Genomic DNA, 25,729 nt, shown 5'->3' on the forward strand with positions numbered 1-25,729 from the left:
AGAATATGAAACGAATCTGGCTTTGGATATTCGCCGCATTGCTGGCGTGTGGCATGAGCAGTGCGCGCGCCAATGAGATGGTGTTGGGCGGCGGCGATGTCGTCAAGATTTCAGTGTTCGGCAATCCCGACTTGGCTGTGGAAACACGCGTCAGCGAAGCAGGCTTTATTACCGTACCGTTGGTTGGTCAGGTCGCCGTTGCCGGTCTGTCGAGCGCGGCAGCGGAGACGAAAATCGCTACAATGCTCGAGCGTGGCGGCTTTGTGAAAAACCCCCAGGTGAACCTGTTGATTTCGACGCTTACCAGCCAGCAGGTATCGGTGCTGGGCCAGGTCACGCGCGCCGGCCGCTATCCAATCGACGGACGCCGCAGCGTTCTGGATCTAATTGCGCTAGCCGGCGGTATCGGGATTGCCGGCGGCGACGTCGTTACCGTAATCCGCACGCGCGACGGCAAGGTGCGCAAGGAGCAGGTCGACATTGCCGAACTGATGCGCAATGCTGACATGTCGGGCAATTTTGACGTACAGGGTGGTGATATCATTTTTGTTGAGCGCGCGCCACGCTTCTATATATATGGCGAAGTCCAGAAGCCAGGTGTGCTGCGCCTCGAGCGTCAGATGACCGTGCTGCAGGCGCTGTCGGCCGGCGGCGGTCTGACGCCGCGAGGGACTGAGCGTGGCCTTCGAGTAAAGCGTCGCGACGCACTCGGCCAGCTGCAGATTATTGATGTGAAAGGCGACGATTTGTTGAAGCCTGACGATGTGGTGTACGTCAAGGAAAGCCTGTTTTGATCCGTCCGTCTAGTCCACTCGTCCAGAGCGCCGCACGCGCGCCGTTGCACGTCATCGAAAGCCAACCATGAATCCAAGCCAGTTGTTACTCGCCTTGCGCGCACGCTACATGATCGTCCTGCTTGCGCTAGGCATGACGATTCTCGGCGCGGTGGTAATTAGCCTGACGCAGTCAAAGACCTATACGGCCGGCGTGTCGATGGTCGTGAATTACAAGGGCGTCGATCCTGTGACCGGCCTGAGTGCGCCAGCCCAGCTTATGCCCGGCTACATTGCCACCCAGGTCGATATCATCCGCAGCAAGAGCGTTGCACTTAAAGTGGTCGACGACCTCGGACTGGCGAACAAACCCCAAACGCAGGCAGCATTCAAGGATGCGACCGGCGGACGCGGCACGGTACGCGACTGGGTCGCCGATGGGCTGCTGGGCAAACTGGAGGTGGTTCCAGCGCGCGAAAGCAGCGTCCTGTCAATCAATGTCCGCGGAAGCGACCCGCAATTCGTCGCGACAGTAGCCAACGCGTTCGCCAATGCGTACTTGGACGTCAGCGTGCAACTTAAGACCGATCCGGTGCAACGCGCCAGCGGCTACATCACGACCCAGATTAAGAGCCTTCGTGACCGGTACGAACAGGCGCAAACGCGTTTGTCGACCTATCAGAAAGAAAACAATATCTACAGCGCGGACAACCGCCTAGACGTTGAGACGACGCGTCTGAACGAATTGTCGAACCAGCTCGTGATGGTGCAGAGCCAAAGCATGGATGCGGCATCGCGCCGCCAGCAGGTGCAAGGTAACGCAGCCAACTCGCCGGACGTTATGAACAATCCGTTAATCCAGACGCTGCAAAGCAGTCTGTCGCTCGCTGAAGCCAAACTGGCTGACACTGCGCAGCGCCTCTCACCGAACCATCCGCAGTACATCGCTGCCAAATCCGAAGTCGATAAATTACGCTCCAACCTGCAGGCGCAGATCCGCAGTTCGTCGAACAGCGTGGTCGCGACCGCCGACATCACGCAGCGCCGCGAAGGTGAGTTGCGCGCGGCAGTGGCGGCACAGAAAGCCAAGGTGCAAACCCTGAACGGGGCGCGTAACACGTTCGACGTCTTGACCAATGAGACCGAAAACGCGCGTCGCGCTTATGAAGCGGCGAGCCAACGCCTGAACTTGATCAGTCTGGAAGGAGAATCGAAACAGGCCGACATCGCCGTGCTGACCGCTGCTACGCCGCCACTATACGCATCCGGTCCGCGCATGCTTGTCAATATAGCGCTGGCCATCGTCGCCGGCACCATCCTCGGCCTCGGCGCCGTTCTGGTCCTGGAATTGCTGGACGGCCGCGTGCGTTCGGCGTCGCATCTGCGCGATGCGTTCGACTTGCCAGTGCTGGGCATGATCAGCAGGCCGCGTGTCGCGTACAAGAAGAAAAAGATCTCTACTGAAACGCTAGGTGGCGGTAAGTCGGGAAACTTGGCGAATCAGAGTACCGTATAGATTGGAGCGTCAACCATGAATTCCACCATCCCATCCGTAGCGTTCGCATCTGGCGATGATCGCAACGAGCGTCTCGCCAGCCGTCAGCAAGACGACTCGATTGGCGCAATCTTGGTTCGCAGTGGCCGCCTCTCGACAGTCGATGCCGAGAAGGTGATGCGTTTCTCGCTTGAGCGCAAGCTGCGCTTTGGCGATGCAGCCATTGAATTGGGTGTTCTGACCCCGGCCGACATCGACCTTGCATTGTCGCAACAGTATGAGTATGCCTACCTGCTTCCCGGCCAGAGCGCCATCAGCGAGGAGGTGATCGCGGCCTACGAACCGTTCACGCAGCGTGTAGAAGCGCTGCGCGCGCTGAGGCACCAATTGATGTGGCGTTGGTTCGACACTGGCGCCGAGCGCCGCGCCCTTGCTATCACGAGCGCTGAACATGGAGATGGCCGCAGTTTCCTCGCGGCCAACCTGGCCGTCGTGTTTTCTCAACAGCGTCAGCGCACGCTTCTGATCGACGCAGACCTGCGCGCGCCTCGCCAGCATCAGATGTTTGGGCTGGAAAACCGCGCTGGCCTGTCGGGCCTGCTGGCTGGCCGCAGTGGCCTGGATGCCATCCAGCACGTACCTTCTCTGGCCGACTTGTCTGTGCTGACGGCGGGTGCTTTGCCACCGAACCCATCCGAGCTGCTGGGTCTTCCTGCGTTCGGCCTGCTGCTGCGCGAACTGGCCGCGAACTACGACGTGATTCTGATCGACACCCCGGCCGGAGACGTGTATTCCGATGCGCAGCTGATTGCCAGCCGTGCAGGCGCAGCCGTGATGGTGGCGCACCAGGACCATAGTCACGTCAACAAACTGCGCGATCTGGTGGGTCTGTTGACGGACGCCCGCGTGCACTTGGTGGGCACGGTACTGAACGATTACTGATTGAAGCGTTTCAGGTCGATGAAAAATTCTGGGGAACAATATTAAGATTGCCTACCTTATACTGGCGCATGGCAGCCCGAAGCATCTGAAGCGGCTGGTGCTGGCGTTGTCGTCGCCGGATGCCGCATGCCTGATCCACATCGACGCGAAAGCAAACCTAGAGCTGTTTAGCGGCATCTCCGCGCCATCTGTCAGTTTTACCCGAGATAGGACAGAGGTCCACTGGGGAGACTTCTCACAGGTGACGGCGACTCAGATACTGATGCGGGAGGCACTTGCCAGCTCCGACCGATATGACCGGTTTGTGCTGCTCAGTGGCGTGGATTATCCGCTTTATCCGCCTGCTTATCTGAGTGCTTTTTTTACCCGACATGCCCGTACCCAGTTTATGGAAATGGTGAGCATGCCCTGCGCAGCCACTTCCAAATTCCTGTCGCGCCTGACAGATTTCCATCCCGGCCCGCCAAGGACCGTGCTCGATGCGTTGCTACTGCGTGTGCGTCGCCGGCTTGGAATTTCGCCGCGTCAGCGCGACTACCGGGAAGCGCTGGCCGGGCTGCAGCCATATGCCGGTGCAACTTGGTGGGCGTTGACACGCGACGCCTGCGAATATGTCGAGACATTTACCAGTGAACATCCCAAGCTGGTCGAATTCTTCCGGAACACCGTGTGCCCGGACGAAATGTTCATCCATACAATCCTTGGCAATTCGCGCTTCAAATCGGACGTGCAGCGCGACCTGACTTATGCCGACTGGTCGGCCAACGGCGCGAGCCCTGCTTATTTGACGATTGAGCACGTCGAGATGTTCCGCCGTTCGCGCCTTTTTGATGACGATAGCGAAAAGCTTTTTGCTAGAAAACTTTCTGACGACCGCCTATTTGTCACCGATGCTCTTGATGCCTTACTCGAGCAGCGAGCTGCCATCGAGCTGGCAGACATATAACTGCTGTAATACAGCATCTAACTGGCGACATCGGTTACATGCTAGTTTATTACGAGTTGATGTCACTTGAATTTTAATATAAGTAACATGAGTCCGAAAAATTTACACAATGTTCAATTTTTCAGACTTTATGAATTTTCTTCAAAATATAAAATTGTATAAAAATGCGTAAAATAAATTATTATATAATAAAGGCTTCACGATGTCAGTGACTATGTCGGTGGTAATTCCAGTCTATAACGGCGCAGCGTTCATCGCTGATACTGTGCGAGCGGCACTGGCGCAGACGGTCGGAAAATTCGAAATTGTCATTGTGAACGACGGATCGAGTGACTCTACTCTTGAGCAACTGGCTCCCTTCGGTGATGCCGTTAAAGTAATCTCCATTGCCAATAAGGGAGTGTCTAATGCGCGAAACGTCGGAATACTCGCTAGTACCGGCCAATTTATTGCATTTCTTGACGCAGACGACTTGTGGTACCCGGAGAAACTCGAACGCCAGGTGGAGATAATGAAACGGCATTCCGATATAGGCTTTTGCTGTTGTAATTACGCTAGCTTGAATCCAATAACAGGTGATGCCGCGACCCATTTCGACCAATTTATTCATGATCCTGAGTTCGTTTTGGATAAAAAAATGGCGGATCCACTCAAGGTGCTTATCGGATACAACTTTGTAGGGACTTGTTCAAATGTGATGGTGCGGCGCGACGTACTTGAACGAACCGGACTCTTTGATACTCGTTACCGGCAAGCCGAGGATTATGAACTTTGGTTGCGTTGCGCAGGGGAAACGAACTTTTTGCTTATGTCTGATGTATTGCTCGACAAGACCAAGCACGAGACGAACCTCACGAACAACTTTGTTGAAACACTTGAATATCACGACATGGTGCTGCAGGAGTTGCTGCGCGGGCCGCTGATCGGAGCGCGGCCGCATTTAGAACCGACGGTGCGCCGCGCCATTTCGACTGTACGTTATGCGATCGGAAACCGTCTGTTCAACCGTGGTCAAGCAGGCCTGGGTTATGGCTATTTTTGGTCAGCATGGCGGGAAGAGCAATCGGTGTCCAACGCGTTGCGCCTTATCGGGCAAGCGGGGAAAAAGACAGCACGTCTGTTGCTTGAAGCATTGAAGTTGCGAGAACCGATACGCGAGCGATAATGGTTCGGGGGCAATTGCACCGAACTGTTGAGAAGCATGCTGGCTTAGGCGGCTGGACTGAATTATGGAAGAAATATGGGATTTAGTACGCAGGTAGGCCGCAGCGCGGTATGGGCAGTCGCCGGACAGGTGGTCACAGCGCTTTTGTCCGTCGTTAATTTTGCCGCCGTGAGTCATTTTGTGGGACCCAAGGAGTACGGAGCGTTCCTGCTCGCAATGGCAGTCCTGGCTGCTTGCCAATGGTTAGCGCAAAATGCCTATCGAGAACCCCTGATTCAAGCGTCGGAGCTTTCCGAAGGTCAGATCAATTCGGTATTCACCTTCAGCTTGGTAATAGGCGCGCTTCTGTGTGGTGGCATGGTCATCGCTGCCTTGTACCTTCATACAGTCAAGCAGGAGTCGGTCGTGGCGTTCTGCGTCTTGGTACTCGCCCTCAAACTTTGGCTGGATGCTACCACCTCGGTGCCGCTAGCAATGCGCATCAGGAAGTTGGATTTCAAGTTTGTCGCGAAAGTGGCGGTTGTCGCCAATGTTACTGCCACTGCGGTGACGGTTGGGATGTTAGCAGCTGACTTTGGCGCGGTGTCGATGGCATTTTCGCAGCTTGCTGCCTCGGCCCTGACACTACTTCTGCTTCTGTGCACTGGCCAGCGTCGCTACCGAATGGGAATGCAGAAGACTAACTTGGCAATACTGCGCAATTATTCTCCCCATATTATTCTCTGGCAGGCTTTGGAGGCAGTTGGACAGACGGCTGACCGTTACTTTATCGCAACCCGCCTGACGCTGGCTGACCTTGGATTGTACGGGTTCGGCAAGCGCCTGAACGACGTCATCATTGATGTTCTTGTTGGGGCAACGTCGAACGTAGCACTACCGGCGTTCTCGCGGCTCCAAAACGATCAAGAACGCCTTCGCAATGCATTTTTGAGGGCAGTGCGCACGATGTTGCTGTTAGTGCTTCCAATACTGGCCTCACTTGCAGTCACAGCCGAGGATTTCGTCCCGCTGTTATTCGGTGCCAAATGGGTTGGCGCCATTGACGTCTACCGCTGGTTCCTCCTACTGGGCGTGATTCAGGGAGTCGGCATCCTGCAAGGTGGCCTTTTGCGCAGCAGGGGAAAACCTGGCATATGGACGCGATACCAGTTGGCCCAGAGTGGTGCCAATGTAATTGTGCTTAGTATAGTGGCAGGTTATGGAATCGAAGTTTTGGCTGCCTCGATTGTAATACGTAGTTATGTGCTATGGGGATGGGTAGTTTTGCAGACCTGTCGGGCGTTAGAAATGAAGTTTGGTCGCTATCTAATCGCACTAGCCAAGCCGTTAGCGATTGCAGCGGTAGCGACCTTGTGCGGATTCTGGTTACGCCAATATTTTCAGGACTTTTCTTTGCTATCTCGCTTGTTCATCAACGGCACACTGGTGCTCAGCGTATTTGGTGCATTGGCTGCCGTATTCCTCAATTCGGATGTGAGGGAATCTATAACCTTGGCACGAAACATTGTGTCGAAAAAGCCCGTCTAATTGCAAGCAGGCGGCTTATTAACTTTTTCAAGAACTTGTAAAAAATGAAGCTTTTCTATTACCGTGGTGTGAAGCCGAACTTTGGTGACGACCTCAACGCTTGGATGTGGCCACGCCTGATGCCCGGCATCTGGGATGACGATGAGGATGTGATTTTTTTAGGCATAGGTTCCATCTTGTTTGACTTTTTTCCGAAAGCGGCACGCAAGATTGTATTTGGCGCTGGTTATGGCGGATATACCCCTGTTCCGCAGATCGACGAAAACTGGAAGTTCTATTTCGTTCGTGGTGAGCTCACCGCTAAGAGCCTCAATATTGATCCGGCGCTTGGCGTGGGAGACTCAGCTATCTTGCTGCGTTCGTGCATCGGGCCTCGGCCTTCCAAACGCCATAAGGTAGCATTCATGCCGCACTGGGAAAGCACGCTAGCTGGCAACTGGCGCCTGGCCTGCGAGCTGGCCGGTATCCATTATATTGACCCGACCGCTACTGTTGAGCAGACACTGGATGACATCCTTAGCTCTGAACTGGTAATCACCGAGGCAATGCATGGAGCAATTGTTTCCGACGCGCTACGCGTGCCTTGGGTTGCGGTAACACCGCTTCAGACACAACATCATATGAAGTGGCAGGATTGGGCGTCGGCGCTCGACCTAACTTTCAGCTCACATGCGCTCGGCGCTTCAACCATGCTGGAATCGGCGTTGCAATGGTCCGAAGGAAAGCCATCTATGACGCGCACGCTGCGCCGACGCGGTAACTTTCTGCGGCACGTGTTGCCTTCGGTATTTGCCGAGCGCGTCGCAGGGCAACTGACACAGCTAGCAGGAATGCCGGCAACGCTGAGCCGTGACTCGGCGATCGAATCATCACACCAGCGCATGCTGGAAAATATGGACTTGTTGCTGGCCGACTTGAAGCGTTGAATGAACGGCATTGTCCCTTGGCGCGTTCCAGGCTTCTACGTCGTAGAGCAGGAACTGTGGCCGCTGATTATAGGAGTCAGCAATGGCGAAGATTGATATTCTCTTGCCAGTGAAGAACGGCGAAGAATTCTTGGCGGAATCCATCGAAAGCGTGCAAGCGCAAACGGTTGCAGACTGGCGCCTGCTCGTGCTCGACCACGGCTCAACAGACGGAAGCCGTGAGTTGGCCGAGGGTTACCATGCACGGGATCCACGTATCGAAGTGCATAGTTTCCCGAATGCGCCAGGACTGTCGGGGCTGCTGAATTGCGGTCTTGACATCGCTGATTGCGAGTATGTGATGCGGCACGATGCCGATGACGTGTGCCTGCCGGACCGCATGGCGGTGACGCTGGCAGCTTTCGCGGCGATGCCGGATTGTGTGGCGATCGGAGGCCAGGCCGAGGTAATGGATGGAGCTGGAAGGCCCATCGGCAATCTGGACATGCCAGTTGGCGCAGCGCGCGTATCCGCTGCCAGCCTGTTCCGAAATCCGCTGGCACATCCTACCGCGATGCTGCGCTTCGACGCACTGACCCGGCTGGGTGTGCGTTACGGCGCGGATATCCTGAACGTTTTGCCCGCGCATCAAAGTATTGAAGTAAGCAATCTGGCCGAAGATTATTTCTTGTTTGGCCAGCTTGCCGTCCTGGGACGGTGTGCAAACGTACCTGAACAATTGATTCGTTATCGTTCACATGGCAATAATGTCAGCGCGACGCGCTTTCTCGATCAGATGACTTTGTCGCTTGCCGTGGCGCGCTTCCTCACGCGTTCATTCTGCACGCTGCACAGCCTCCCATGGTTCGATCCCGCGCCATTTTGCAATCACGGGGGGCTTCTACTGGACGTTGATGGACAGATGAACTTTGACGCGGAATTTGAAAAAATGGCCGATGCGCTGCGGCGCGGCTTCGGTGCATCACCGGAATTGGAACGCGAACTGCGTTTCCGCAAGGCGATCTCTACCCGGAACGAGGCGACACTGCTATGGCGTTACAACCGATTCCGTACTACGCAAGCGGTCGAGAACGACGAATGGAGTGCAGTGCGCTCCTGGCTGATTCGCCGCCTGCCTGGCAAACGTCGAATCAGTGTCTCGCGGGAACTGGCTTGATGACGTGCATTCATTCTTCAGTGGGCTATCGATGATGCGCGCTTGGCCCAGAAAATTGTTTGGCGTGCCAGGATGGACTCTGGTGGCGATCGTCGTTCTCAGCCTGCTCATTGGCGCGATTATTCCCATGTTTGCTGCCGGCATGGGGTATCAGCCAGGACGCCTTGCTGCCTTGCCGGCCGTACTGCTGCTGGGCTTACTCTTGCTTTACGATTATAAGAAGTTGTTGATGGTGATTCTGCTGTTGCGTTCGGTTGGCGACAAGGCATTGGAATCTACCTCGTTTGGCATCGGTGACGCCCGTATGGGTATCGGGGGGCTGATCAACCTGGTAGTCATTATTATCGCCTGCATGATGGTGATGGAAAAGCCACGGATATTCCCGAAACGGTTGGCACAGCATTGGTTGCCGATACTAATGATGATGTTCGTTGGCGTTATCATTTCTTATGAAAAAGGCGCGGCGATCAAGATATATCTGGGCATGCTGTCGTATTTCGCTATTTTCATTATTGCCGTCTATACGGTGCGCTCGAACGAAGACTTCAATAAGGCCATCCGACTGGTGCTGTGGTCGTCTGTCATCCCGACACTGTATTCGCTGGTAGATGTCGCTCTTCACATGCGCGGCGGCAGTGGCTTCCGTCTGGAATCGACATTCTCCCACCCCAACGTTCTGGCATTCTATCTGACGCTGATGCTCGTCCTTTGCCTTTACATGCTCAAAAGTCAGCTATTCACGATCACGCCACGGGGCCGCCTTATCATCTGCCTGTATATGCCGGTGCTGCTCGGGCAATTGTTGTTGACACAGACCCGCAGTGCCTGGCTTGCTTGTTTCCTGATATTTGCATTGTATGCGTTGATGTTCGAGCGCAAATACCTGCTGTACCTGCTTTTACTGCCGCTGGCGGTGGTGTTTATCCCGTCCGTGCAAGATCGCCTGATGGACCTTGATCGTGGCGACGAAATGGTGCGGTACGCCCCTTTGAATTCCTTCGCCTGGCGGCAATTGCTGTGGAAGTCGGCAATCGATTGGATGGAGGCGAAAAAGATGGTTTTTGGCTACGGACTGGACGGATTCGGCCATTTCGCAGCGATGTTCTTCCCCGTTGACCGCACCGTCAGATGGGACGCCCACAATGTTTACGTACAGTTTTTCTTTGAAATTGGCGCAGTAGGCCTGATGTGCTACCTCTGGCTGTATGCCCGGGTTTTGTGGACAATACGCTTAATACTTCGCATGGATCGGGTGTCCGGGTTTCTGCTACTCGCGATCGTGATGCAGTACCTGATCGTTTCATACTCGGACAACATGTTCCGCTACCTGGCCTTCAACTGGTACTTCTGGTTTTCAGTAGGTGGCGCCTGCTCGTTGGTGCACCTGCAATCCCAGTCACAACCGGACTCCGCGCGTCCGCTGGACGTTTATAGAGGTAAAATTTGAAAATTACGTACTTGGTCAACCAGTATCCCAAAATCAGTCATAGCTTTATCCGCCGCGAAGTTCTGGCGCTGGAGCGGCAAGGCTACCAGGTGCAGCGCCTGGCCATGCGCGGCTGGGCCGACGAATTACGTGACGAGGAAGACGTGCGCGAACGCGCCATCACCCGTTATGTATTGCGAGACGGGGCTGTGCCGATGGCGATGGACGTGCTGCGTATGGTCGCCAAGCGGCCCAGACTGTTCTTCAAGGCGTTGGGCGTGGCCTGCCGCATGGGTTTGCGTTCGGACCGGCCGCTGCCGCTGCACCTGATCTATCTGGCGGAAGCCTGCCGCATCGTCCCTTGGATGGAAGCACACGGTGCGCGCCATCTGCATGCCCACTTCGGCACCAACTCTACCGAAGTGGCAATGTTGGCACACATGCTGGGCGGACCGGCATACAGCTTCACGGTACATGGCCCGGAAGAGTTCGATAAGCCCGAATTTCTTTGGCTGGCCGAAAAGATTCGCCGCTCGGCGTTTGTTGTCGCCGTCAGTTCGTTCGGCCGCAGCCAATTGTTCCGCTGGGCTGCGTACGGGGACTGGGCCAAGGTTCAAGTGGTGCATTGCGGCATCGACCCGAGCTTCCACGCAGTGCCGCCGCAGCGCATTCCTGCAGCGCCGCGGCTGGTTTGCGTTGGCCGGCTATGTGAGCAAAAGGGACAGATGCTGCTGGTACGTGCAGTGCAGGCGCTGGTGGCCAAAGGGATCGCCGTCCACTTGGTACTGGCCGGTGATGGCGAGATGCGCGGCGCGCTCGAGACGCTTATCGCAGATTGCGGTGTGCAAGACCACGTCAGCATTACCGGCTGGATCAATGGCGACCAGGTTCGAGAGGAAATGCTGTCGGCACGCGCCATGGTATTGCCGAGTTTTGCCGAGGGCTTGCCCGTGGTTGTCATGGAAGCGATGGCGTTGCGTCGTCCCGTGTTGACCACTTACATTGCGGGCATCCCTGAACTGGTGCGTGACGGCGAGAATGGCTGGTTGTTCCCAGCAGGGGATGTGGCTGAACTAACGAAAGCACTTGAAGCCTGCCTTGGCGCGTCACCGGAGCAGTTGCAGGCAATGGGGGAGGCCGGCCATCGTCGTGTGCTGGAACGGCACGCGGTCGACACCGAGGCGACCAAGCTAGCGCGTCTGCTCAGACAATCGATGGGGTAGCAAAAGATCGCTGCGATGGCGCTAGCCGGTGCCATGAGCACCAGCTGCGCTGGTAGTGTCAGCGACGGCTCAGCTGATTCATCAATTCCGTCAGTCGCGCGGCGGCCGCTGGAAAGCTGAACTTTTCCAGCGATGCCTGACGGGCAGCTTGCGATAGCCTGTTTCGTAATGCTGCATCCTCCCATAGGGCACGCAACGCGTCGACCATGGCCGCCACGTCTTTTGGCGCGACCAGAATGCCATCAACGCCGTCTTCGATATAGTCGCTTGTGCCAGCGCAGGCGGTTGCGACCAAAGGGACCCCGCGCATCATCGACTCAATCACTGTGACTTGGCCGGATGGCGCATTGACGTCGGCGATCGGGATTACATTGACGCGCGAGTGTAGCGCCAACTGGTGGCACTGATCGAGCGTCAGGCCGGATCGGAAACTCACGCAGGGCGGCGGCTGGATGTGCGCGGTCGCATGCTGGCCGGCCACAATGATGGTTTTATAGCCGAGCTGGCCGGCAGCTTCGGTCAACAGCGCGTAGTCGCGATTGGCAGTGCCCAATGCCACGATGTAGGGTTCATCGAGTTGCTCGGCCCACGTGTCGCCCGCGGGCAATTCAGCGCTCAGCGGGACAAACACGAAGCGCTCGCGCGGCAACCGCAGCCAGTTACTGTAGATCTCGATCTCCGCACGCGAATGCACCACGAACAAGTCCACGGCCGGCAGGCAAAAGCGTGCCAGTTTCCCCTTGATGCCGCCGTAGGGCTGAGCCAAGTTGAAGCACCAGGCGATCAGCGGCACCTTCTTGCGGCCGCTGAGTTTTTTTAGCAGGGCAACCGTCACCGCAAGTTGCGGGAATGCGGTGACGATGCCGGTCGGATGCTTGCTGAAGGTCTGCTTGTACCCCTGCCACGCGTGGCCAAAATAATCTAACCATTGGCGTCCCGACGACACCGCGCGTGACCGATCGTGTTCATACAGCGCCGGGATCTGGCGGGTACTGTGCATCTGTCCATCGATGTAGGGCATCAGCCAGCCGGGCTCGGTGGTTTTGACAAAAGGGGATAATACGAGCCAGTCCATGCTGCATGCTCCGATATGTTTGATTGAAACGGCTCTGCGCAAACACTTGTCGCGAGCGAGGTTGGATGGGGGTGGCACCCTGGCAGCATCAAGTTGCGTTGTGCTGCCAGTGGTGTCAGCAAATAACGACAGAGGGACTTTGCATCAAGCGGGCGCTGCGGAGGTAGCCGCGCCATCCAGTCCCTCCAGCAAGAAGGCGACGTTCTGCAGGCGCATCGTGCGCCGTACTGCAGCACCCTCCGCCCGGACAGCCAATGCTGCGCCAATCTTGCTTTGATGGCCATAGAGCAGCAGCAGCAGGCCTAACGCTGCACTGTCAAGCCTGCAATCGGCCAGCAGTTCAAGGCGGACACCCTGCTGGCGCGCGGTGGCGCGCGCCAAGGCCTTGCGCAGTTCCCCAAGCGCCTCATCATGCCATGCGCCTCCCAGCGCGAGAGTGTAATGCGGGCCCTCGTCGCGCTCCTGCAGCACGGGCGCGACCGTTGCCGCCCGCATGCGCCGTGCGTCCAGTGCGGCAGGCAGGGCACTTTTGATCAGGAGGCTCAGCAGTGCCATTCCATCGCTCCAGTAGCGCCGCCATAATGCCGGCTCTTCCTTGATACGCCATAGCCATTCCAGGCCAAATTTGCCTACGCCGGATGGGGCGCGGCTAACGGTGCCTGCAACGAAATTCACCACCGCACCCAAGTGACTGACCAAGGGCGTGCGAAGGGTGCCGAGATTGTGTTCGATCCAGGCCTGGCCGCGCTTGGCGCCAAGAGCCACTACCAGCAGATCGGCATTGCTGGCATTGATTCGTCCGATGATGGCGGGCGTGCTCATGTCTTCAAGGGTACCGAAGCCCGGCGAGCAAGCACCCACGCAGTGCATACCGCCGACGTCGGCATTCAGCACGTCGGCCGCTTGCTGCGCCACGCCATCCGGTCCGCCGAAGAAAAACACCTTGATCGGCATGGCGCGTTGCGCGCGCAGCTGTTCGAATACAGTCGAACCGGCAACACGAGTGGTAATGGGTAAGCCCAGAAGCCGTGCCAGCCAGACGATCGGCATGCCGTCGGCCAGCGACAGGGAAGAGCGCATTACTGAGTCCCGGAAGGCGCGATCGCCCAAACTGGTAATCAAGAAATTCAAATTGGGCGTCGAAAAAAAGCAGCGCTCGACGTTGGCTGCACACTTAATGAGCAGTTCGACCGTTTCTTCTACATCTACCGCATCGAACGGAAGGCCCAGAACGCAATACACACGGCGCGAAAAGTCGGTAACGACAGGCGCGGTGTCAAGCGGTACAGAGAGGGGATTATTCACTGTCACGTTTCGACCTTACCCAAGCGACTTGACGCTGGAACAGAAAGCGGAAATACAGCGGTATTTTCGCCGCGACATACACAGCGGCCAGCATCAATTCTTTGCTGCTCAAAGTGGTACGACCGTGCCGCCACCACGCCATCAGGATTGCTGCGCCAAGCGCGGCCCCGGTCGCGACGCCCAGGAACAGCGGCCCGACTGGGCCACCAAATAACGCAAGCAACAAACCGAGACCTGTGAGAGTGCATACCATCAGCACCAACAGGGCCAGTGGAGGCACGCAAAGGTCGAGGCCGAAGGCAAACAGGGAAGGGCTGGCACGGCGCGTGGCGACCAGGAGGGTACGCGGGACAGTACTGCCGATCATGCTCAGGTGGCCGTGCTCCCAACGGGTCCGCTGGCTCTTCACGCCTTCGGTGCTGGTCGGAAAACAGCTATATACCATCGCGTCCGGGCAGAACATGGGGGGCAACCCGGCCAGTGCCAGGTCCATTCCCAGTTTCATGTCCTCGACAATATGGCCGGTTGCGAGCCGGGCAGCGCGAATCGAGTGCCATTCGAAGGCCATCCCCGAACCCATCAGTTGGCATGGCCATCCACGGCGGAACCAACCCAGCGGCCGTACCTTGTTTTTGACGATCCAGGCAAATTCGGCAATCTTTTTCAATGGGCCGCTGCCGGCAGGCGTGTGCATCAAGTAAAGTGCCTGGACCGGCCGGTGATGACTGACGGCCAGTCCCGCCAAACGGGCAATGGCTCCTTCGCCAACGATACAGTCAGCGTCGACGATCACGACGACATCTGGCGGTGCTGCCGCCAGCGCCTGTACTCCGAAGTCCAGCGCATACCCCTTGCCACGCAACTGCGCGTGGCTTCGCTCCACTACATCGGCACCGGCCTGGCGGGCTACTTCGGCTGTGCGATCGTTGCAGTTGTCTGCCACGACAAGAATGCGATCATTCGTACTCAGCTGTGGCTGCAGGCTGGCCAGCGTCGCCAGCAAGCCCGTTTCTTCATTGTGGGCAGGTATCAGGATCGCAATGCGAGGGCGCGGGCCGGGCACCTGCGCCGTTACACGTATCGGCAGCATCGCCAGGAGCGCCTGCGTGAACAATACGAGCACCGGCACCATGACGATACAAAGTAATACTAAAAGGCAAATTGAAAGTGCAGACGCCAAAGCAATCCTTCCTGAAATTGACACGACGGAGAGGTGCGAAGCGGTTGACGCAGAGCTCGCACCCTGTAAGAGTGCTCGATAGTGACCAAGGGAAACAATTGCTCCCGACGGTTTTGATGTTGTTTGATCCAGGTCAATATAATAAGCGATATTCCTCTTGATAGATAACTCGCGCGCGAAGTCATCGCTGAGAAACTCCCTGAACTCGTGATCCCCATACCGGTCCGGCGGGTATAGCGCGATTCAAGGATTGGCCGGTGGACAGTGTCTGGATGTAACTATATTGCTTTTGTAGAAGACCGTGTGCGGAGATCGATGCCGGAGGGGGTGTGGTGACTTGGCAGTTACAGCGGCGACGCCCACGGCTGAGGTAAGTTTCAGCCATATGCTCGGCGGATGGCTCTGACATGCATGGGCTAATGTAGTCCCGCAGTTTACTATCGACAACTCACAGGCTATTCTGCACGTAGTCTAACTGTTAATTATCAATATGAAAACTATGCTCACCTTCGTCATCCCTGTACGTCACCCTGCAAATGCACGCGACTGGAGTGAGTTAAAGAGCAATCTCGCTGTCACTCTGGCGTCCATCGCGAATCAGTCAGAACCCGGTTGGCGTGCCGTCGTGGTGGCAAATCGCGGTTCAGAACTACCTTCGCTACCGGCGGGTGTGGAGGTGGCATGGGTCGACTTCCCCCCTAACTCGCTGCACGAACAAGGTGCTGCCGATCGTGAAGCGTTCCATGAAGCGGTGCGTCTCGACAAAGGACGCAGAATTCTGGCAGGAATGCTCGCAGTCGGCCAGACCGACTACTTCATGGTGGTCGATGACGACGATCTGATCAGCAGCGGCTTGACCGGTTTCGTCAGGCAGCACCAGGGCGAGAACGGTTGGTTTGTGCATCACGGATTTGTCTGGTCACCGGGCAGGAAAGTGATCTATCGCAGTCCAAATTTCTCCATGTTGTGCGGGACGTCTCACATCATTCGTGCCGACCTGTTTGCCCTGCCCGCCAGTTTCGAGGGCGCCGAGGACGGCTATATCAAGCGTATGCTTGGCAGCCATGTATTCATTACCGGGCATCTGGCGGAGAGAGGCACACCTCTGTCCGCTCTTCCGTTTCCCGGTGCTATTTACCGGACTGGCCACACGGGGTCACATAGCCGTTCGAAAGATATTCTGTCGACTTATATTTTTCACCCTTGGCTTCTCAAGCGGCCGATTGAGCTGGTTTCCCGGCTTGGTCGATTGCGCCTGATGGGACGCGGGCTGCGCCGCGAATTTTTCGGATAACGCTGGGCGACCGGTGTTTCCGTTTGACGCGCAAAAATGCCGTTCAGTCTTCACCAAACGGCATTGAGGCTCGTGCTCCGACTGTTATTTCAGCGCTGTGCCCTGATCACTGCGACGTAATGAGCTCGCCTTTGACAGAAGACGCGCCGTTTGTTCCGCTATAGGCGATCAAGGTGAATTTACCGTTCGCCGGCCACAGGAAGCGCAGCGACTGCCCGTCCGACAAAGCGCCGGTGTCTGTGGTCGTGACGCCACCGGCACCAAGTTGCATGCGCAGGGTAGCGCCGCCAGTCGCACGGACCGTGAATTTTACGTAGGTTCCCGCAACCGGAGCCGCCCACTTGGCGGGTGTCATTCCCGTATTATTTGCGTTGAAATGGACAGTCTTCGCTGTTGTTGCACTGAATAATAGCGTTTGCGTCGACGTGTCGTAGGTTGCCTCGGACGTGCCAGATTGCCTCGCCCAGGGGCCTCGCATTGACAGGATGTTCATGGCTCGTTGCGCATTGATGGCGTCGGTAGCAGGTTTGCCGGTCCCATCGACCCACGTCTGTGCCGACATCACTTGGCGCAGGCCGGCCCGAATTTTGTCGAGCTGGCTGGCGATGCTGTTGTCCCATCCCTTCGGCATCAGGTTGAAGTCCGAGCCATTTTCTACATAAATAACGAATGGTGTGCCGGTGTTGCGGTCTACCACATAGGCGCCGTACAACTTGAGCGTCTCGACCACTTTTTTCAAGTCGGCGTTGACGATTCCGCTACTGTCAAAGTCCGGTGGCAGCATGAGAAGCGCACCCTGCGGGATAGACCCGGTGTTGGCTGAAGCGGAGTTGTCGGCTGACGTGGCTGGAAACACGTAGGCGGGGCTGGAAACACCGTTGGATAAGCCGTTGAAGGTCAGCGACATCGCCAGCGCGTGGGGGTAGGTCGGCAGCCCATCCTTGATTTCACTCTTGCGAATCAGGCCAGCCGACGCAGGGATGCCAACGGCACGTGCACCCTGGTAGTAATGAGCTGGATCACCCCAGCCCGTGCCACCGAGCTTGCTCCATGAATACAATGCGGCCCTCCACTGGCCGTTGACCTGTTTGAGCTGCCAGAATGAATGAATGATATTTGTAATCGGATCAACAATATCCGCATGGCCATCTGTGCCAGTGGCCGGCAACACGCCAGCTGGCCAGCGTGGAATAGTAATGACGCGGTTGCCACCGCTATCAGGATCGGCGACGCCTACCGTCGTTGTCGCAGTCGATCCGGTACCCACGACAGTCATTGGCTGGTCCGTGGAAGAAGCCAGGAAGACGCCTGTGGAGTAAGCCCCCGAGGATATTGCAGGGAAGTAACTTGACGTCGGAATAACAAAGGTGCCGAAAACAGGATTGACCGGACGTGAGTTCCACAACGAATTTACCGCGTAAGGACGCAGGTAGTTACCGTAGTTAGAAGAAGCGCTACTTGCCGAGTCAGCGACTGCTGGACTTGCAGTAGGTCCGGTCGCCGTTGCCGGTGCGCCTGCTGCGGTGCCAGCTGCTCCATTACTGCTGGTATTATTTGGCGCCGTAACAGGAACAGCAGGTGAAGCAGCCGTCGGTGGAGTAGCCGGTGCCCCAGCTGCGGCGCCAGCTGCTCCATTACTGCTGGTGTTATTTGGCGCTGCGACGGGAACAGCAGGTGAAGCGGCCGTTGACGGCGTAGCCGGTGCGACCGTGGCAGCGGCAGCTGCTTGACTACCGCTGCTATTAGTTGACGCTGCAACGGGAACAGCCGGTGAAGCGGCCGTCGGTGAAATAACCGGCGAAGTCGTTTCGATGGCTGGCACGACTCCCTTAGACACGGACTGCGCTGCCGTCACGGAATCGCCACCCGTGGCTGCACCACTACCACCGCCACATGCTGCCAGCGAAGTACAGACAAGCGTCGAGAGGATCCTCAGGGTCGTTGTGTTGAATGGGAATGTCATGTCGATCTCTTCAAAATTCAGGAGGTGTGGTTGCTGCATCAGGCGCTCAGCAAGGGCCTATTCAAGGACTCCATTATTATGCGAGAGCAATAGATTCCGCACGGCAAAAGATGTTTTTATTAGCTATTTTGGAAAAGATGAGACATAAGCTTGTAGAAATTCCTATCTCTATTAAAGAATAGTTATTGGTCTTCGTTGGCAAATTGAAACCGAATGGTCACCATGATGCCTGTTCACCTCTGACGGCCATGCGCCTGCAGACATTCCAGAGCAGGAATTTCGACGAGGCAAAATGATCTTGTAAATACGTTGCAACGTGAAATCAGGAAGTTCGAGATGTCCGGGCAGATCCTGGTACTTGCGGCAGGTTCAGGGGGAGGAAGCGAGGAGCGGAGAGATACTCGTCTGTATGGCGACGAACGGAGGCTCATCGAGCGCTGGAATATCCTGTTCAGCACAGCATGGTCTAATTCGCCAGCCAGCAAACCCTGGATATCACGAGCCATTTCGCCAATTCGATATTGCGATCAACAAATTATTCGTATTGACGAATTGTGGTTTTACTAAATCCGGGTATATGATTGTCTGGCATCGCTGCAACACCTTCCGCGCCTGAACGCCAGAAAGGATCGGTGACTTTCATCTCAGGTTTCGTCTGCGCATGCGGCTGCCAAACCGATTCCACCCAATCGGGTTTAGAGACGGCGCTCAGTGCAGGTGCTAATTGGGATATAGGGATGAAACTTGAAAAACTGAGAATCTATCACTGGCAGGGGATGCCGTGACAAGGTGGCACACATGGCAGTCTCGATAATTGCACGGCCGCCGCGCGTTGCATATCTCATGAGATGTGGCAACTCGCGAGGGCCGTCACTGGGCGTAGGAATGGACTACGCCATTGACACCTTTACCTCGGAATCGGATCACAGAATCAGGCGTGCGGGTGCGCCCACTGCCGTGCTACCGTCCGGCATATCATGCAGCACGACCGACATGGCGCCGATGCGGCAGTTGTTTCCGATGGTCACTCCGCCGAGTATTTGCGCATAAGCGCCGATTTCGACATTATCCCCCAGTACCGGGACGGGACCATCGACATGACGATTACCGATTGTTACTCCCTGACGTAAGGTGCAATTGGCGCCGATTGTCGCTTCAGGGTGGATGAAGATATTGCCGAAGTGCCAGACCCGCAGGCCTGGGCCGATCGTGGCAGACTTCGGAAGACTTACGCCAGTCGTAGTTTCGACCATGCGAAACGCCAGCCAGTACAGCGTCGTGCGCCATCTTTTTCCAATGCCAGCAGGACGCTGGTCAATGCGTCGCCCCAGGCGGTATAGCCAGACAGCCCAAATTGACTGCTCCCTGAGGAAGGGCCGCCGCATTCCATATCGCGCCAAATCACACTCCCAATCGCTTTTATCCTGCATTCTGTCCCTGATGAAATAATAATTCCGAACTGCAGTATAACCAATTCTGGGACTTGTACTCTTTTGACAAGTATTCCAAAATTGCCAAGCCACTCAATTTCTGGTTCGGCTGTCGGTTAGTACGGGGCAAGCATCAGTGTGATTGCATCAGCGCTGCTTTGACCGACGACGCGCCCTTCATACCGCTGGTAGCGATCAGCGTGACAGTTGCGTTTGCGGGCCATTCTAATCGCGCCGACTGGCCATGGGTCAAATCCTGACTTTCGTACTTGACGAGACCATTGGATTTCACTTGTAGGCGCAACGTTGCGCCGCCAGTCGCGGCGACCGTGAATTTCATCTCGTCACCCTCCTTGGGTATCGCCCATTTCACAGGAGTCATACCTGCGTTGCTGGCATTGATCTGCACGGTTTTTGTCGTCGAGGCATCGAACAATAGACTCCCGGTGGTGGCGTCGTACGCTACCGCTGCCGTACCTGACTGTTTGATCCATGGGCCGCGCATTGACAGGATATTCTTCCATTGCGGCGTCTTCATGGCGTCGGGAAGGGCATTCCCATTTCCATCGACCCAGCCTTTTGCAGAAGTAACCTGACGAAGGCCCGCACGGATGAGGTCGAGCTGGTTGGCAATCGCATTGTCCCAGCCTTTCGACAGGCTGAAGCCAGAGTCGTTCTCAACATAAATGACAAAAGGCGTCCCGGTATTTCGATCGACGACATAAGCGCCGTATGTCTTGAGTGTCTCAACCACTTTCTTGAGCTTGGCGCTGGAAATCTTGCTGCTGTCGAAGTCCGGCGGTAGCATCATGAGTGCTCCTTGGGGAATTGAACCAGTATTCTTTGAAAAATCGATGTCTGCCGACGTGGCTGGAAATACGTATGCCGGGCCAGTTATGCCGTTGGCCAATGCGTTGAATGTCAATGACATTGCCAGGGCGTGCGTATAAGCCGGCCTGCCATCGTTGATCTCATGCTTGCGGATCAAGCCTGCGGACGCAGGGATGCCGACCGCGCGTGCACCCTGGTAGTAGTGCGCGGGATCGCCCCAGCCGGTGCCAGCGAGGTTGCTCCACGAATAAAGGGCTGCAGTCCATCTCCCGTCGACTTGCTTGAGTTGCCAGAACGAGTGGATTATCTTCGTCACTGGATCGACGATATCTGCGTGGCCATCCGTGCCCGACGCTGGCAAAACGCTGGCAGGCCAGCGCGGTATGGTGATTACGCGGCTGGTACCGTTATCCGGATCGGCCACGCCTACGGTGGCGGTTTTATTGGAGCCGCTACCGACGACAGTCATGGCTTTGTCGGTAGGCGACGCGAGGAACACTCCCGTGGAATACGCGCCAGAGGCGATTGTCGGAAAATAGCTCGACTTCGGTATGACGAACGTGCCAAACACGGGATCGACAGGACGCGAATTCCAGAGCGAACTGGCCGCATAAGGACGCTCGAAGCTACCGTAGGGAACGGCGTTCGTACTGGCAGTCGCGGTCTGCGCCTGCGCCTGCGCGCTCGCGCAATGACCGTTGGCTGCCACTGACGCACAAAGTAGAACGCCAGCGATGCGCAGGGGCAGCGCACTTGGTATGTATGTCATGTCGATCCTTTCAGAATTCGGGAATGGATGTGCTGCTGCGGTTGCTCTACACCACACCTGAAGCTCACGGCGAGTTACACAAGCGAGCGTGGCGCTGCTGGAGCAGCCGCCGTCAGACGGCCACCGGCGCCTTGATCCCCGGATGCGGGTCGTACCCGGTGATCTCGAAATCCTCGAAGCGGTAGTCGAACAGCGAGTCCGGCTTGCGCTTGATGACCAGTTGCGGCAGGGCGCGCGTCTCGCGCGACAGTTGCAGGTCGACCTGCTCCATGTGGTTGGCGTACAGGTGGCAATCGCCCCCGGTCCAGATGAAGTCGCCGACTTCCAGGCCCGCCTGCTGGGCCATCATGTGGGTCAGGATCGCATACGAGGCGATATTGAATGGCACGCCCAGGAAGATATCGGCGCTGCGCTGGTACAGCTGGCACGACAGCTTGCCGTCGGCCACGTAGAACTGGAACAGCGCGTGGCACGGCGGCAGTTTCATCGACGGCACGTCTGCCACGTTCCAGGCAGAGACGATCATGCGGCGCGAATCGGGCGTGGTGCGGATCTGCTCGAGCACCTGCGCGATCTGGTCGATGTGCTCGCCGGTGGGCGTTGGCCAGTTGCGCCACTGGTAGCCGTACACCGGGCCGAGGTTACCGTCGGCGTCTGCCCATTCGTCCCAGATCGAGACGCCGTTTTCTTTCAGGTAGCCGATGTTGGTCGAGCCCTGCAGGAACCAGATCAGTTCATGGATGATCGACTTCAGGTGCACTTTCTTGGTCGTCAGGAGCGGAAAGCCTTCCTGCAGATTGAAGCGCATCTGGTAGCCGAACACCGAGCGGGTGCCGGTGCCGGTGCGGTCGGTCTTGGTGGCGCCATGCTGCTGGACATGGCGCATGAAGTCGAGATATTGGCGCATTGCGGGTTGTGGTGTGAAGGATCGAACAACCCGTCATTCTATCATCCGCTGCAGATGGGGGCGCCGGGGCGGGCACAGGCTGGCGCGGCCAGCCGCTCGGCAAAGCGTTGCAGCGCCAGCAGCAGCACCGGGTCGGGCATCGCCAGCAGGTTGTCACCCACGTAGAGTTCGACGACGCTGGTGTCGGGCAGCGCGCCATGGGCGGCGCGGTTGTACAGCCAGATGCCGTGTTCGGCCGCCAGCGCGTCGCGGATCGCCAGCGCCTGATCGCGGGACACGGGCAGGTGAAGGTGGAGCATATTGGCCTGCGGCGCGGCCGGGTTCACGCGGATTGCCGGGTGGGCACGCAGTGCCGCGTACAGGAACCGGGTGCGCCTGAAATAATCAGGCATCGCCGCCAGGCGCGCATCGAAGTCCATCGCGGCTGCGACCACATACGGCGAGCGGTGAATCACGTTGCCACCCTGGCGCCGGAACCATTCTGCGCAGCGCCCCACGAATTCGTGACTGCCGGCCAGCATGGCGCCACCCAGGCCGCCCAGGCCCTTGTACAGCGACACGTACACGGAATCGAAGCCGGCCGCGATCTGCGCCGCGCTGCGCCCGTACCCGGCCGCCGCTTCCCACAGGCGCGCGCCGTCCATGTGCAGGTGGATGCCGCGCTCACGGCAGCTGCGCTTGATCGCCTCGAGTTCGTCCCAGGGCGACAGCTGCCCGCCGATCTCCCGCATCGGAATCTCGAGGCCCACGGCGCCCAGGCGGTCCGGGACCGCCAGCAGGTCGGCGGCCGACCAGGGCCGGTGCCGGTCGCCCACGGGCAGCGCCTGGAAGTGGTCCAGCAGCTGGTAGTTGGCGCGTTCGTGAACGAAGATGTGGGAGGTCGGATGCAGCGCCACCAGACGGCTGGCGCGCTCGAGGCAGGCCAGGCGCAGCGCCGTCACCTGCGCCATCGTGCCGCTGACGCAGAACACGGCGGCCTCGAAGCCCAGCGTGGCCGCCACCTTCGCTTCGAACGACTGGATCAGGTCGCCGTTGCCATACACGTCGTGATCGATGTCGTGCTGCTCGCACCAGGCGGCCATCGCTGCAAAATGTTCCGCAGGACGGCGCTGGCGGTGGCCGGGGAAAATGGTGTGGCAGCGGCGCTGCAGCGCGGATTCAGACAAGGGGCACTCCGAAGGGACAGGAACGCTACTCTACACCGCGCGGGGATGCTTCAGGAAGCGCCCGGCCGGATGGCCGGGCGCGATGCGCTCAATCGGCCGACATTCAGCCGTGGGTCAGCGCTGCGCGGCGCGGGGCCGGTGCAGGTGCATCGTAGCCGAGGCTCGGGCCGTCTTCGGCCAGGCGGAAGCTGCGCACCGAGCGGGCGAGGGCATCGGCCTGCTCGTGCATCGCCTGCGCCGCGGCGCTGGCTTCTTCGACCAGCGCGGCGTTCTGCTGCGTGGTCGTGTCCATCTCGACCACGGCGCGGTTGACTTCCTCGATGCCCTGGGTCTGCTCCTGGCTGGCGTTGCTGATCTCGGCCATGATGGCCGTGACGCGCTGCACGCTCGTGAGCACTTCCTGCATTGTGGTACCCGCTTGCGCCACCAGCGCGCTGCCGGCGCCGACTTCGTGGTTCGAGGCGTCGATCAGGCCCTTGATTTCCTTGGCCGCTGCGGCCGAGCGCTGCGCCAGGTTGCGCACTTCGGATGCCACGACCGCGAAGCCGCGACCCTGTTCGCCGGCGCGCGCCGCTTCGACGGCCGCGTTCAGGGCCAGGATATTGGTCTGGAATGCGATGCCATCGATGACGCTCGTGATGTCGGAAATCTTGCGCGAGGCGATCGTGATCGAATCCATGCGGGCGACCACTTGCGACACGGTGTCGCCGCCTTTCTGGGCCACGCTCGATGCGGTGCGGGCAAACTCATTGGCCTGGCGCGCATTGTCCGCATTCTGGCGCACGGTCGTGGTCAGTTCGTCCATCGACGACGCGGTGGTGGCCAGACTGGCCGCCTGTTCTTCGGTGCGGTTGCACAGGTCCAGGTTGCCCGTCGAGATCTGCTGCGAGGCGGCCGCAATGTGTTCGGCGCCGTCACGCACCTTGCCAACCACGCCCGACAGGCTCTCGCCGATGTCGTTGATGGCAACGGTCAGGCGACCGATTTCGTCGTTGTTGCGGGGCGCGATCCGGGCGGTCAGGTCGCCGCCGGCGATGCGGCGGGCCACTTCTTCGACTTCAGCCAGCGGGCGCGTCACCGTCGCACGCACCAAGAGGTACAGCAGCGTGGCCAGTACCGCCAGCGCGGCAATGCCGAACAGGATGAAGCGGTTGCGCAGCTGGGTTGCGGCAGCGGTGATCTCGTCGACATACGTGCCGCCGGCGATGACCCAGTTCCAGTCCTTCATGTGCGTGTACGCCGCAAATTTCTCGCGCGCGCCGGTCTCACCGGGGTTCTGCCAGTCGTAGCGGACGGTGCCTTCCTTCTTCTCCAGCATTTCCTTGACGAACTCGTGCCCATTGGCCGACTTGCTGTCGAGGATATTCTTGCCTTCGCTCTTCGGGTGCACGAGCAGGTCGCCGTAGGTCTTGCCTGGCGCTGCCGACAGCACGTAGAAGTAGCCGCTGTCGCCGACCTTGATCGCATTGATGCGCTCTTTCAGGAACGCGATGTCCTTGCTGATGTTGACGCCCACGTACAGGGCGCCGACGACCTTGCCGGCGGCGTCGCGCACCGGTTCGTACTGGGTGATGAACTGCTTGCCGAACAGCGTGGCCAGGCCGACGTAGGTGCGGCCTTCGCGCAGCGCGGCGTAGGCCGGTGCCGTCTTGTCGAGGGCGGTGCCGACGGCGCGTTCGCCGTTTTCCTTCTTGACCGAGGTGGTCACGCGCACAAAGTCGTCGCCCGTGACGGCGAACACGGTGGCGTTGGCGCCGGTGCGCTCGGTAAAGCTGTCCGGTACCGCGAAATCGAGGTTCAGCGGCTTGCCGTCCACGCTGAGCGTCGGTACCTGGCGCCCGCCGATGTCCACGGTGGTTGCTTCATCGAGCGTGTAGGCGCCGGTCAGCCCGGAACTGAAGATGCGGCCGAAACTGACGGCCTGGCTTGACACGGTCTTGTTGAAGAGCTCGACGGTGTTGGCAACACCCTTGAGTTCGCTGCTCACGCTTTGCATGGCGCGCTGTTCCAGCATGCTGGATGTGGAGAGGGTGATCGTGGCGATCAGTACGGCGAGAATGACACCTGCCAGGGCGAATGTGACCACACTGATGCGGGTGCCGACATTCCAGCTGGCTAAACTATATTTTTGGTTGCTCATGATAGTTGAGGGATGATGGAAGGTATAACCCCGGATCATACGCTGCAAACTTTTCTTGAGGCAATAATTAGTGACTTTTGGATGCTCCTG

At 58.0% G+C, this 25,729-nt stretch carries 20 protein-coding genes; 11 read left to right on the forward strand and 9 right to left on the reverse strand.

The window, feature by feature from the left end; all coding sequences use genetic code 11:
* Positions 1–5 precede the first annotated feature (5 nt).
* The 10 genes from epsE to AC56LN_RS11045 all read left to right on the forward strand — a co-directional run bounded on the left by epsE (position 6) and on the right by AC56LN_RS11045 (position 11,579).
* Complete coding sequence (epsE, locus tag AC56LN_RS11000) at positions 6–794, forward strand: polysaccharide export protein EpsE (RefSeq protein WP_499571680.1); 789 nt, start codon at positions 6–8, stop codon at positions 792–794.
* 67 nt (positions 795–861) lie between these two features.
* Positions 862–2,289, forward strand: coding sequence for a chain length determinant protein EpsF (gene epsF / locus AC56LN_RS11005; RefSeq protein ID WP_499571681.1), 1,428 nt, complete (start codon positions 862–864; stop codon positions 2,287–2,289).
* 15 nt (positions 2,290–2,304) lie between these two features.
* The gene (epsG, locus tag AC56LN_RS11010) at positions 2,305–3,210 is read left to right on the forward strand and encodes a chain length determinant protein tyrosine kinase EpsG (protein WP_499571683.1); all 906 of its coding nucleotides are present in this window, start codon (positions 2,305–2,307) and stop codon (positions 3,208–3,210) included.
* A gap of 58 nt (positions 3,211–3,268) precedes the next feature.
* On the forward strand, positions 3,269–4,156 hold the full coding sequence (locus AC56LN_RS11015) for a beta-1,6-N-acetylglucosaminyltransferase (protein WP_499572476.1): 888 nt from the start codon (positions 3,269–3,271) through the stop codon (positions 4,154–4,156).
* Positions 4,157–4,358: 202 nt separating this feature from the next.
* Complete coding sequence (locus tag AC56LN_RS11020; RefSeq protein WP_499571684.1) at positions 4,359–5,321, forward strand: glycosyltransferase family 2 protein; 963 nt, start codon at positions 4,359–4,361, stop codon at positions 5,319–5,321.
* 75 nt (positions 5,322–5,396) lie between these two features.
* The gene (locus AC56LN_RS11025) at positions 5,397–6,848 is read left to right on the forward strand and encodes an oligosaccharide flippase family protein (RefSeq protein WP_499571686.1); all 1,452 of its coding nucleotides are present in this window, start codon (positions 5,397–5,399) and stop codon (positions 6,846–6,848) included.
* A 44-nt stretch (positions 6,849–6,892) separates the two neighbouring features.
* The gene (locus tag AC56LN_RS11030) at positions 6,893–7,774 is read left to right on the forward strand and encodes a polysaccharide pyruvyl transferase family protein (protein WP_499571688.1); all 882 of its coding nucleotides are present in this window, start codon (positions 6,893–6,895) and stop codon (positions 7,772–7,774) included.
* An 82-nt stretch (positions 7,775–7,856) separates the two neighbouring features.
* Entirely contained in the window at positions 7,857–8,930 is a 1,074-nt protein-coding gene (locus tag AC56LN_RS11035) for a glycosyltransferase family 2 protein (RefSeq protein ID WP_499571690.1), read from the forward strand.
* Between the two features lie 82 nt (positions 8,931–9,012).
* Positions 9,013–10,377, forward strand: coding sequence for an O-antigen ligase family protein (locus tag AC56LN_RS11040; protein WP_499571692.1), 1,365 nt, complete (start codon positions 9,013–9,015; stop codon positions 10,375–10,377).
* Positions 10,374–11,579 carry a glycosyltransferase family 4 protein gene (locus tag AC56LN_RS11045; protein ID WP_499571694.1) on the forward strand — a complete coding sequence of 402 codons (1,206 nt, stop codon included), beginning with the start codon at positions 10,374–10,376 and terminating at the stop codon, positions 11,577–11,579. Before AC56LN_RS11040 ends, AC56LN_RS11045 begins: the two co-directional genes overlap by 4 nt.
* 58 nt (positions 11,580–11,637) lie before the next feature.
* Here AC56LN_RS11045 and AC56LN_RS11050 read toward each other — a convergent pair whose 3' ends face one another.
* The 3 genes from AC56LN_RS11050 to AC56LN_RS11060 form a co-directional block, all read right to left on the reverse strand.
* The gene (locus AC56LN_RS11050) at positions 11,638–12,654 is read right to left on the reverse strand and encodes a glycosyltransferase family 4 protein (protein ID WP_499571695.1); all 1,017 of its coding nucleotides are present in this window, start codon (positions 12,652–12,654) and stop codon (positions 11,638–11,640) included.
* Between the two features lie 144 nt (positions 12,655–12,798).
* On the reverse strand, positions 12,799–13,959 hold the full coding sequence (locus AC56LN_RS11055) for a WecB/TagA/CpsF family glycosyltransferase (protein WP_499571697.1): 1,161 nt from the start codon (positions 13,957–13,959) through the stop codon (positions 12,799–12,801).
* Positions 13,952–15,139 (reverse strand): glycosyltransferase family 2 protein, encoded by a 1,188-nt coding sequence (locus tag AC56LN_RS11060; RefSeq protein WP_499571699.1) that lies wholly within the window; start codon positions 15,137–15,139, stop codon positions 13,952–13,954. Before AC56LN_RS11060 ends, AC56LN_RS11055 begins: the two co-directional genes overlap by 8 nt.
* A gap of 499 nt (positions 15,140–15,638) precedes the next feature.
* Between AC56LN_RS11060 and AC56LN_RS11065 the strand changes: the two genes are divergently transcribed.
* On the forward strand, positions 15,639–16,433 hold the full coding sequence (locus AC56LN_RS11065) for a galactosyl transferase (RefSeq protein WP_499571701.1): 795 nt from the start codon (positions 15,639–15,641) through the stop codon (positions 16,431–16,433).
* Between the two features lie 106 nt (positions 16,434–16,539).
* Here the strand turns inward: AC56LN_RS11065 and AC56LN_RS11070 are convergent, their stop codons facing one another.
* The 6 genes from AC56LN_RS11070 to AC56LN_RS11095 form a co-directional block, all read right to left on the reverse strand.
* Entirely contained in the window at positions 16,540–17,709 is a 1,170-nt protein-coding gene (locus AC56LN_RS11070) for an Atrophin-1 multi-domain protein (RefSeq protein WP_499571703.1), read from the reverse strand.
* 1,610 nt (positions 17,710–19,319) lie between these two features.
* Positions 19,320–19,826, reverse strand: a complete 507-nt coding sequence (locus AC56LN_RS11075; RefSeq protein WP_499571705.1) for a serine O-acetyltransferase — start codon at positions 19,824–19,826, stop codon at positions 19,320–19,322.
* Positions 19,827–19,959: 133 nt separating this feature from the next.
* Complete coding sequence (locus AC56LN_RS11080; RefSeq protein ID WP_499571706.1) at positions 19,960–21,426, reverse strand: Atrophin-1 multi-domain protein; 1,467 nt, start codon at positions 21,424–21,426, stop codon at positions 19,960–19,962.
* Positions 21,427–21,538: 112 nt separating this feature from the next.
* The gene (locus AC56LN_RS11085) at positions 21,539–22,333 is read right to left on the reverse strand and encodes a thymidylate synthase (RefSeq protein ID WP_499571708.1); all 795 of its coding nucleotides are present in this window, start codon (positions 22,331–22,333) and stop codon (positions 21,539–21,541) included.
* A gap of 41 nt (positions 22,334–22,374) precedes the next feature.
* Positions 22,375–23,499, reverse strand: coding sequence for a threonine aldolase family protein (locus AC56LN_RS11090; RefSeq protein ID WP_499571709.1), 1,125 nt, complete (start codon positions 23,497–23,499; stop codon positions 22,375–22,377).
* Between the two features lie 103 nt (positions 23,500–23,602).
* Entirely contained in the window at positions 23,603–25,639 is a 2,037-nt protein-coding gene (locus tag AC56LN_RS11095; protein ID WP_499571711.1) for a methyl-accepting chemotaxis protein, read from the reverse strand.
* Positions 25,640–25,729: the final 90 nt, after the last annotated feature.

The organism is Telluria sp. ZT3P26 (assembly GCF_059686035.1).

Bases quoted from the DNA above. Each gene is read 5' to 3' on its own strand.
- AC56LN_RS11070 (WP_499571703.1), bottom strand. From the start codon at position 17,709: ATGACTGTCGTGGGTACCGGATCGACTGCGACAACGACGGTAGGCGTC.
- epsG (WP_499571683.1), top strand. From the start codon at position 2,305: ATGAATTCCACCATCCCATCCGTAGCGTTCGCATCTGGCGATGATCGC.
- AC56LN_RS11025 (WP_499571686.1), top strand. From the start codon at position 5,397: ATGGGATTTAGTACGCAGGTAGGCCGCAGCGCGGTATGGGCAGTCGCC.
- AC56LN_RS11075 (WP_499571705.1), bottom strand. From the start codon at position 19,826: ATGCAGGATAAAAGCGATTGGGAGTGTGATTTGGCGCGATATGGAATG.
- epsF (WP_499571681.1), top strand. From the start codon at position 862: ATGAATCCAAGCCAGTTGTTACTCGCCTTGCGCGCACGCTACATGATC.
- AC56LN_RS11020 (WP_499571684.1), top strand. From the start codon at position 4,359: ATGTCAGTGACTATGTCGGTGGTAATTCCAGTCTATAACGGCGCAGCG.
- AC56LN_RS11085 (WP_499571708.1), bottom strand. From the start codon at position 22,333: ATGCGCCAATATCTCGACTTCATGCGCCATGTCCAGCAGCATGGCGCC.
- AC56LN_RS11095 (WP_499571711.1), bottom strand. From the start codon at position 25,639: ATGAGCAACCAAAAATATAGTTTAGCCAGCTGGAATGTCGGCACCCGC.
- AC56LN_RS11030 (WP_499571688.1), top strand. From the start codon at position 6,893: ATGAAGCTTTTCTATTACCGTGGTGTGAAGCCGAACTTTGGTGACGAC.
- AC56LN_RS11080 (WP_499571706.1), bottom strand. From the start codon at position 21,426: ATGACATACATACCAAGTGCGCTGCCCCTGCGCATCGCTGGCGTTCTA.
- AC56LN_RS11050 (WP_499571695.1), bottom strand. From the start codon at position 12,654: ATGGACTGGCTCGTATTATCCCCTTTTGTCAAAACCACCGAGCCCGGC.
- epsE (WP_499571680.1), top strand. From the start codon at position 6: ATGAAACGAATCTGGCTTTGGATATTCGCCGCATTGCTGGCGTGTGGC.
- AC56LN_RS11065 (WP_499571701.1), top strand. From the start codon at position 15,639: ATGCTCACCTTCGTCATCCCTGTACGTCACCCTGCAAATGCACGCGAC.
- AC56LN_RS11035 (WP_499571690.1), top strand. From the start codon at position 7,857: ATGGCGAAGATTGATATTCTCTTGCCAGTGAAGAACGGCGAAGAATTC.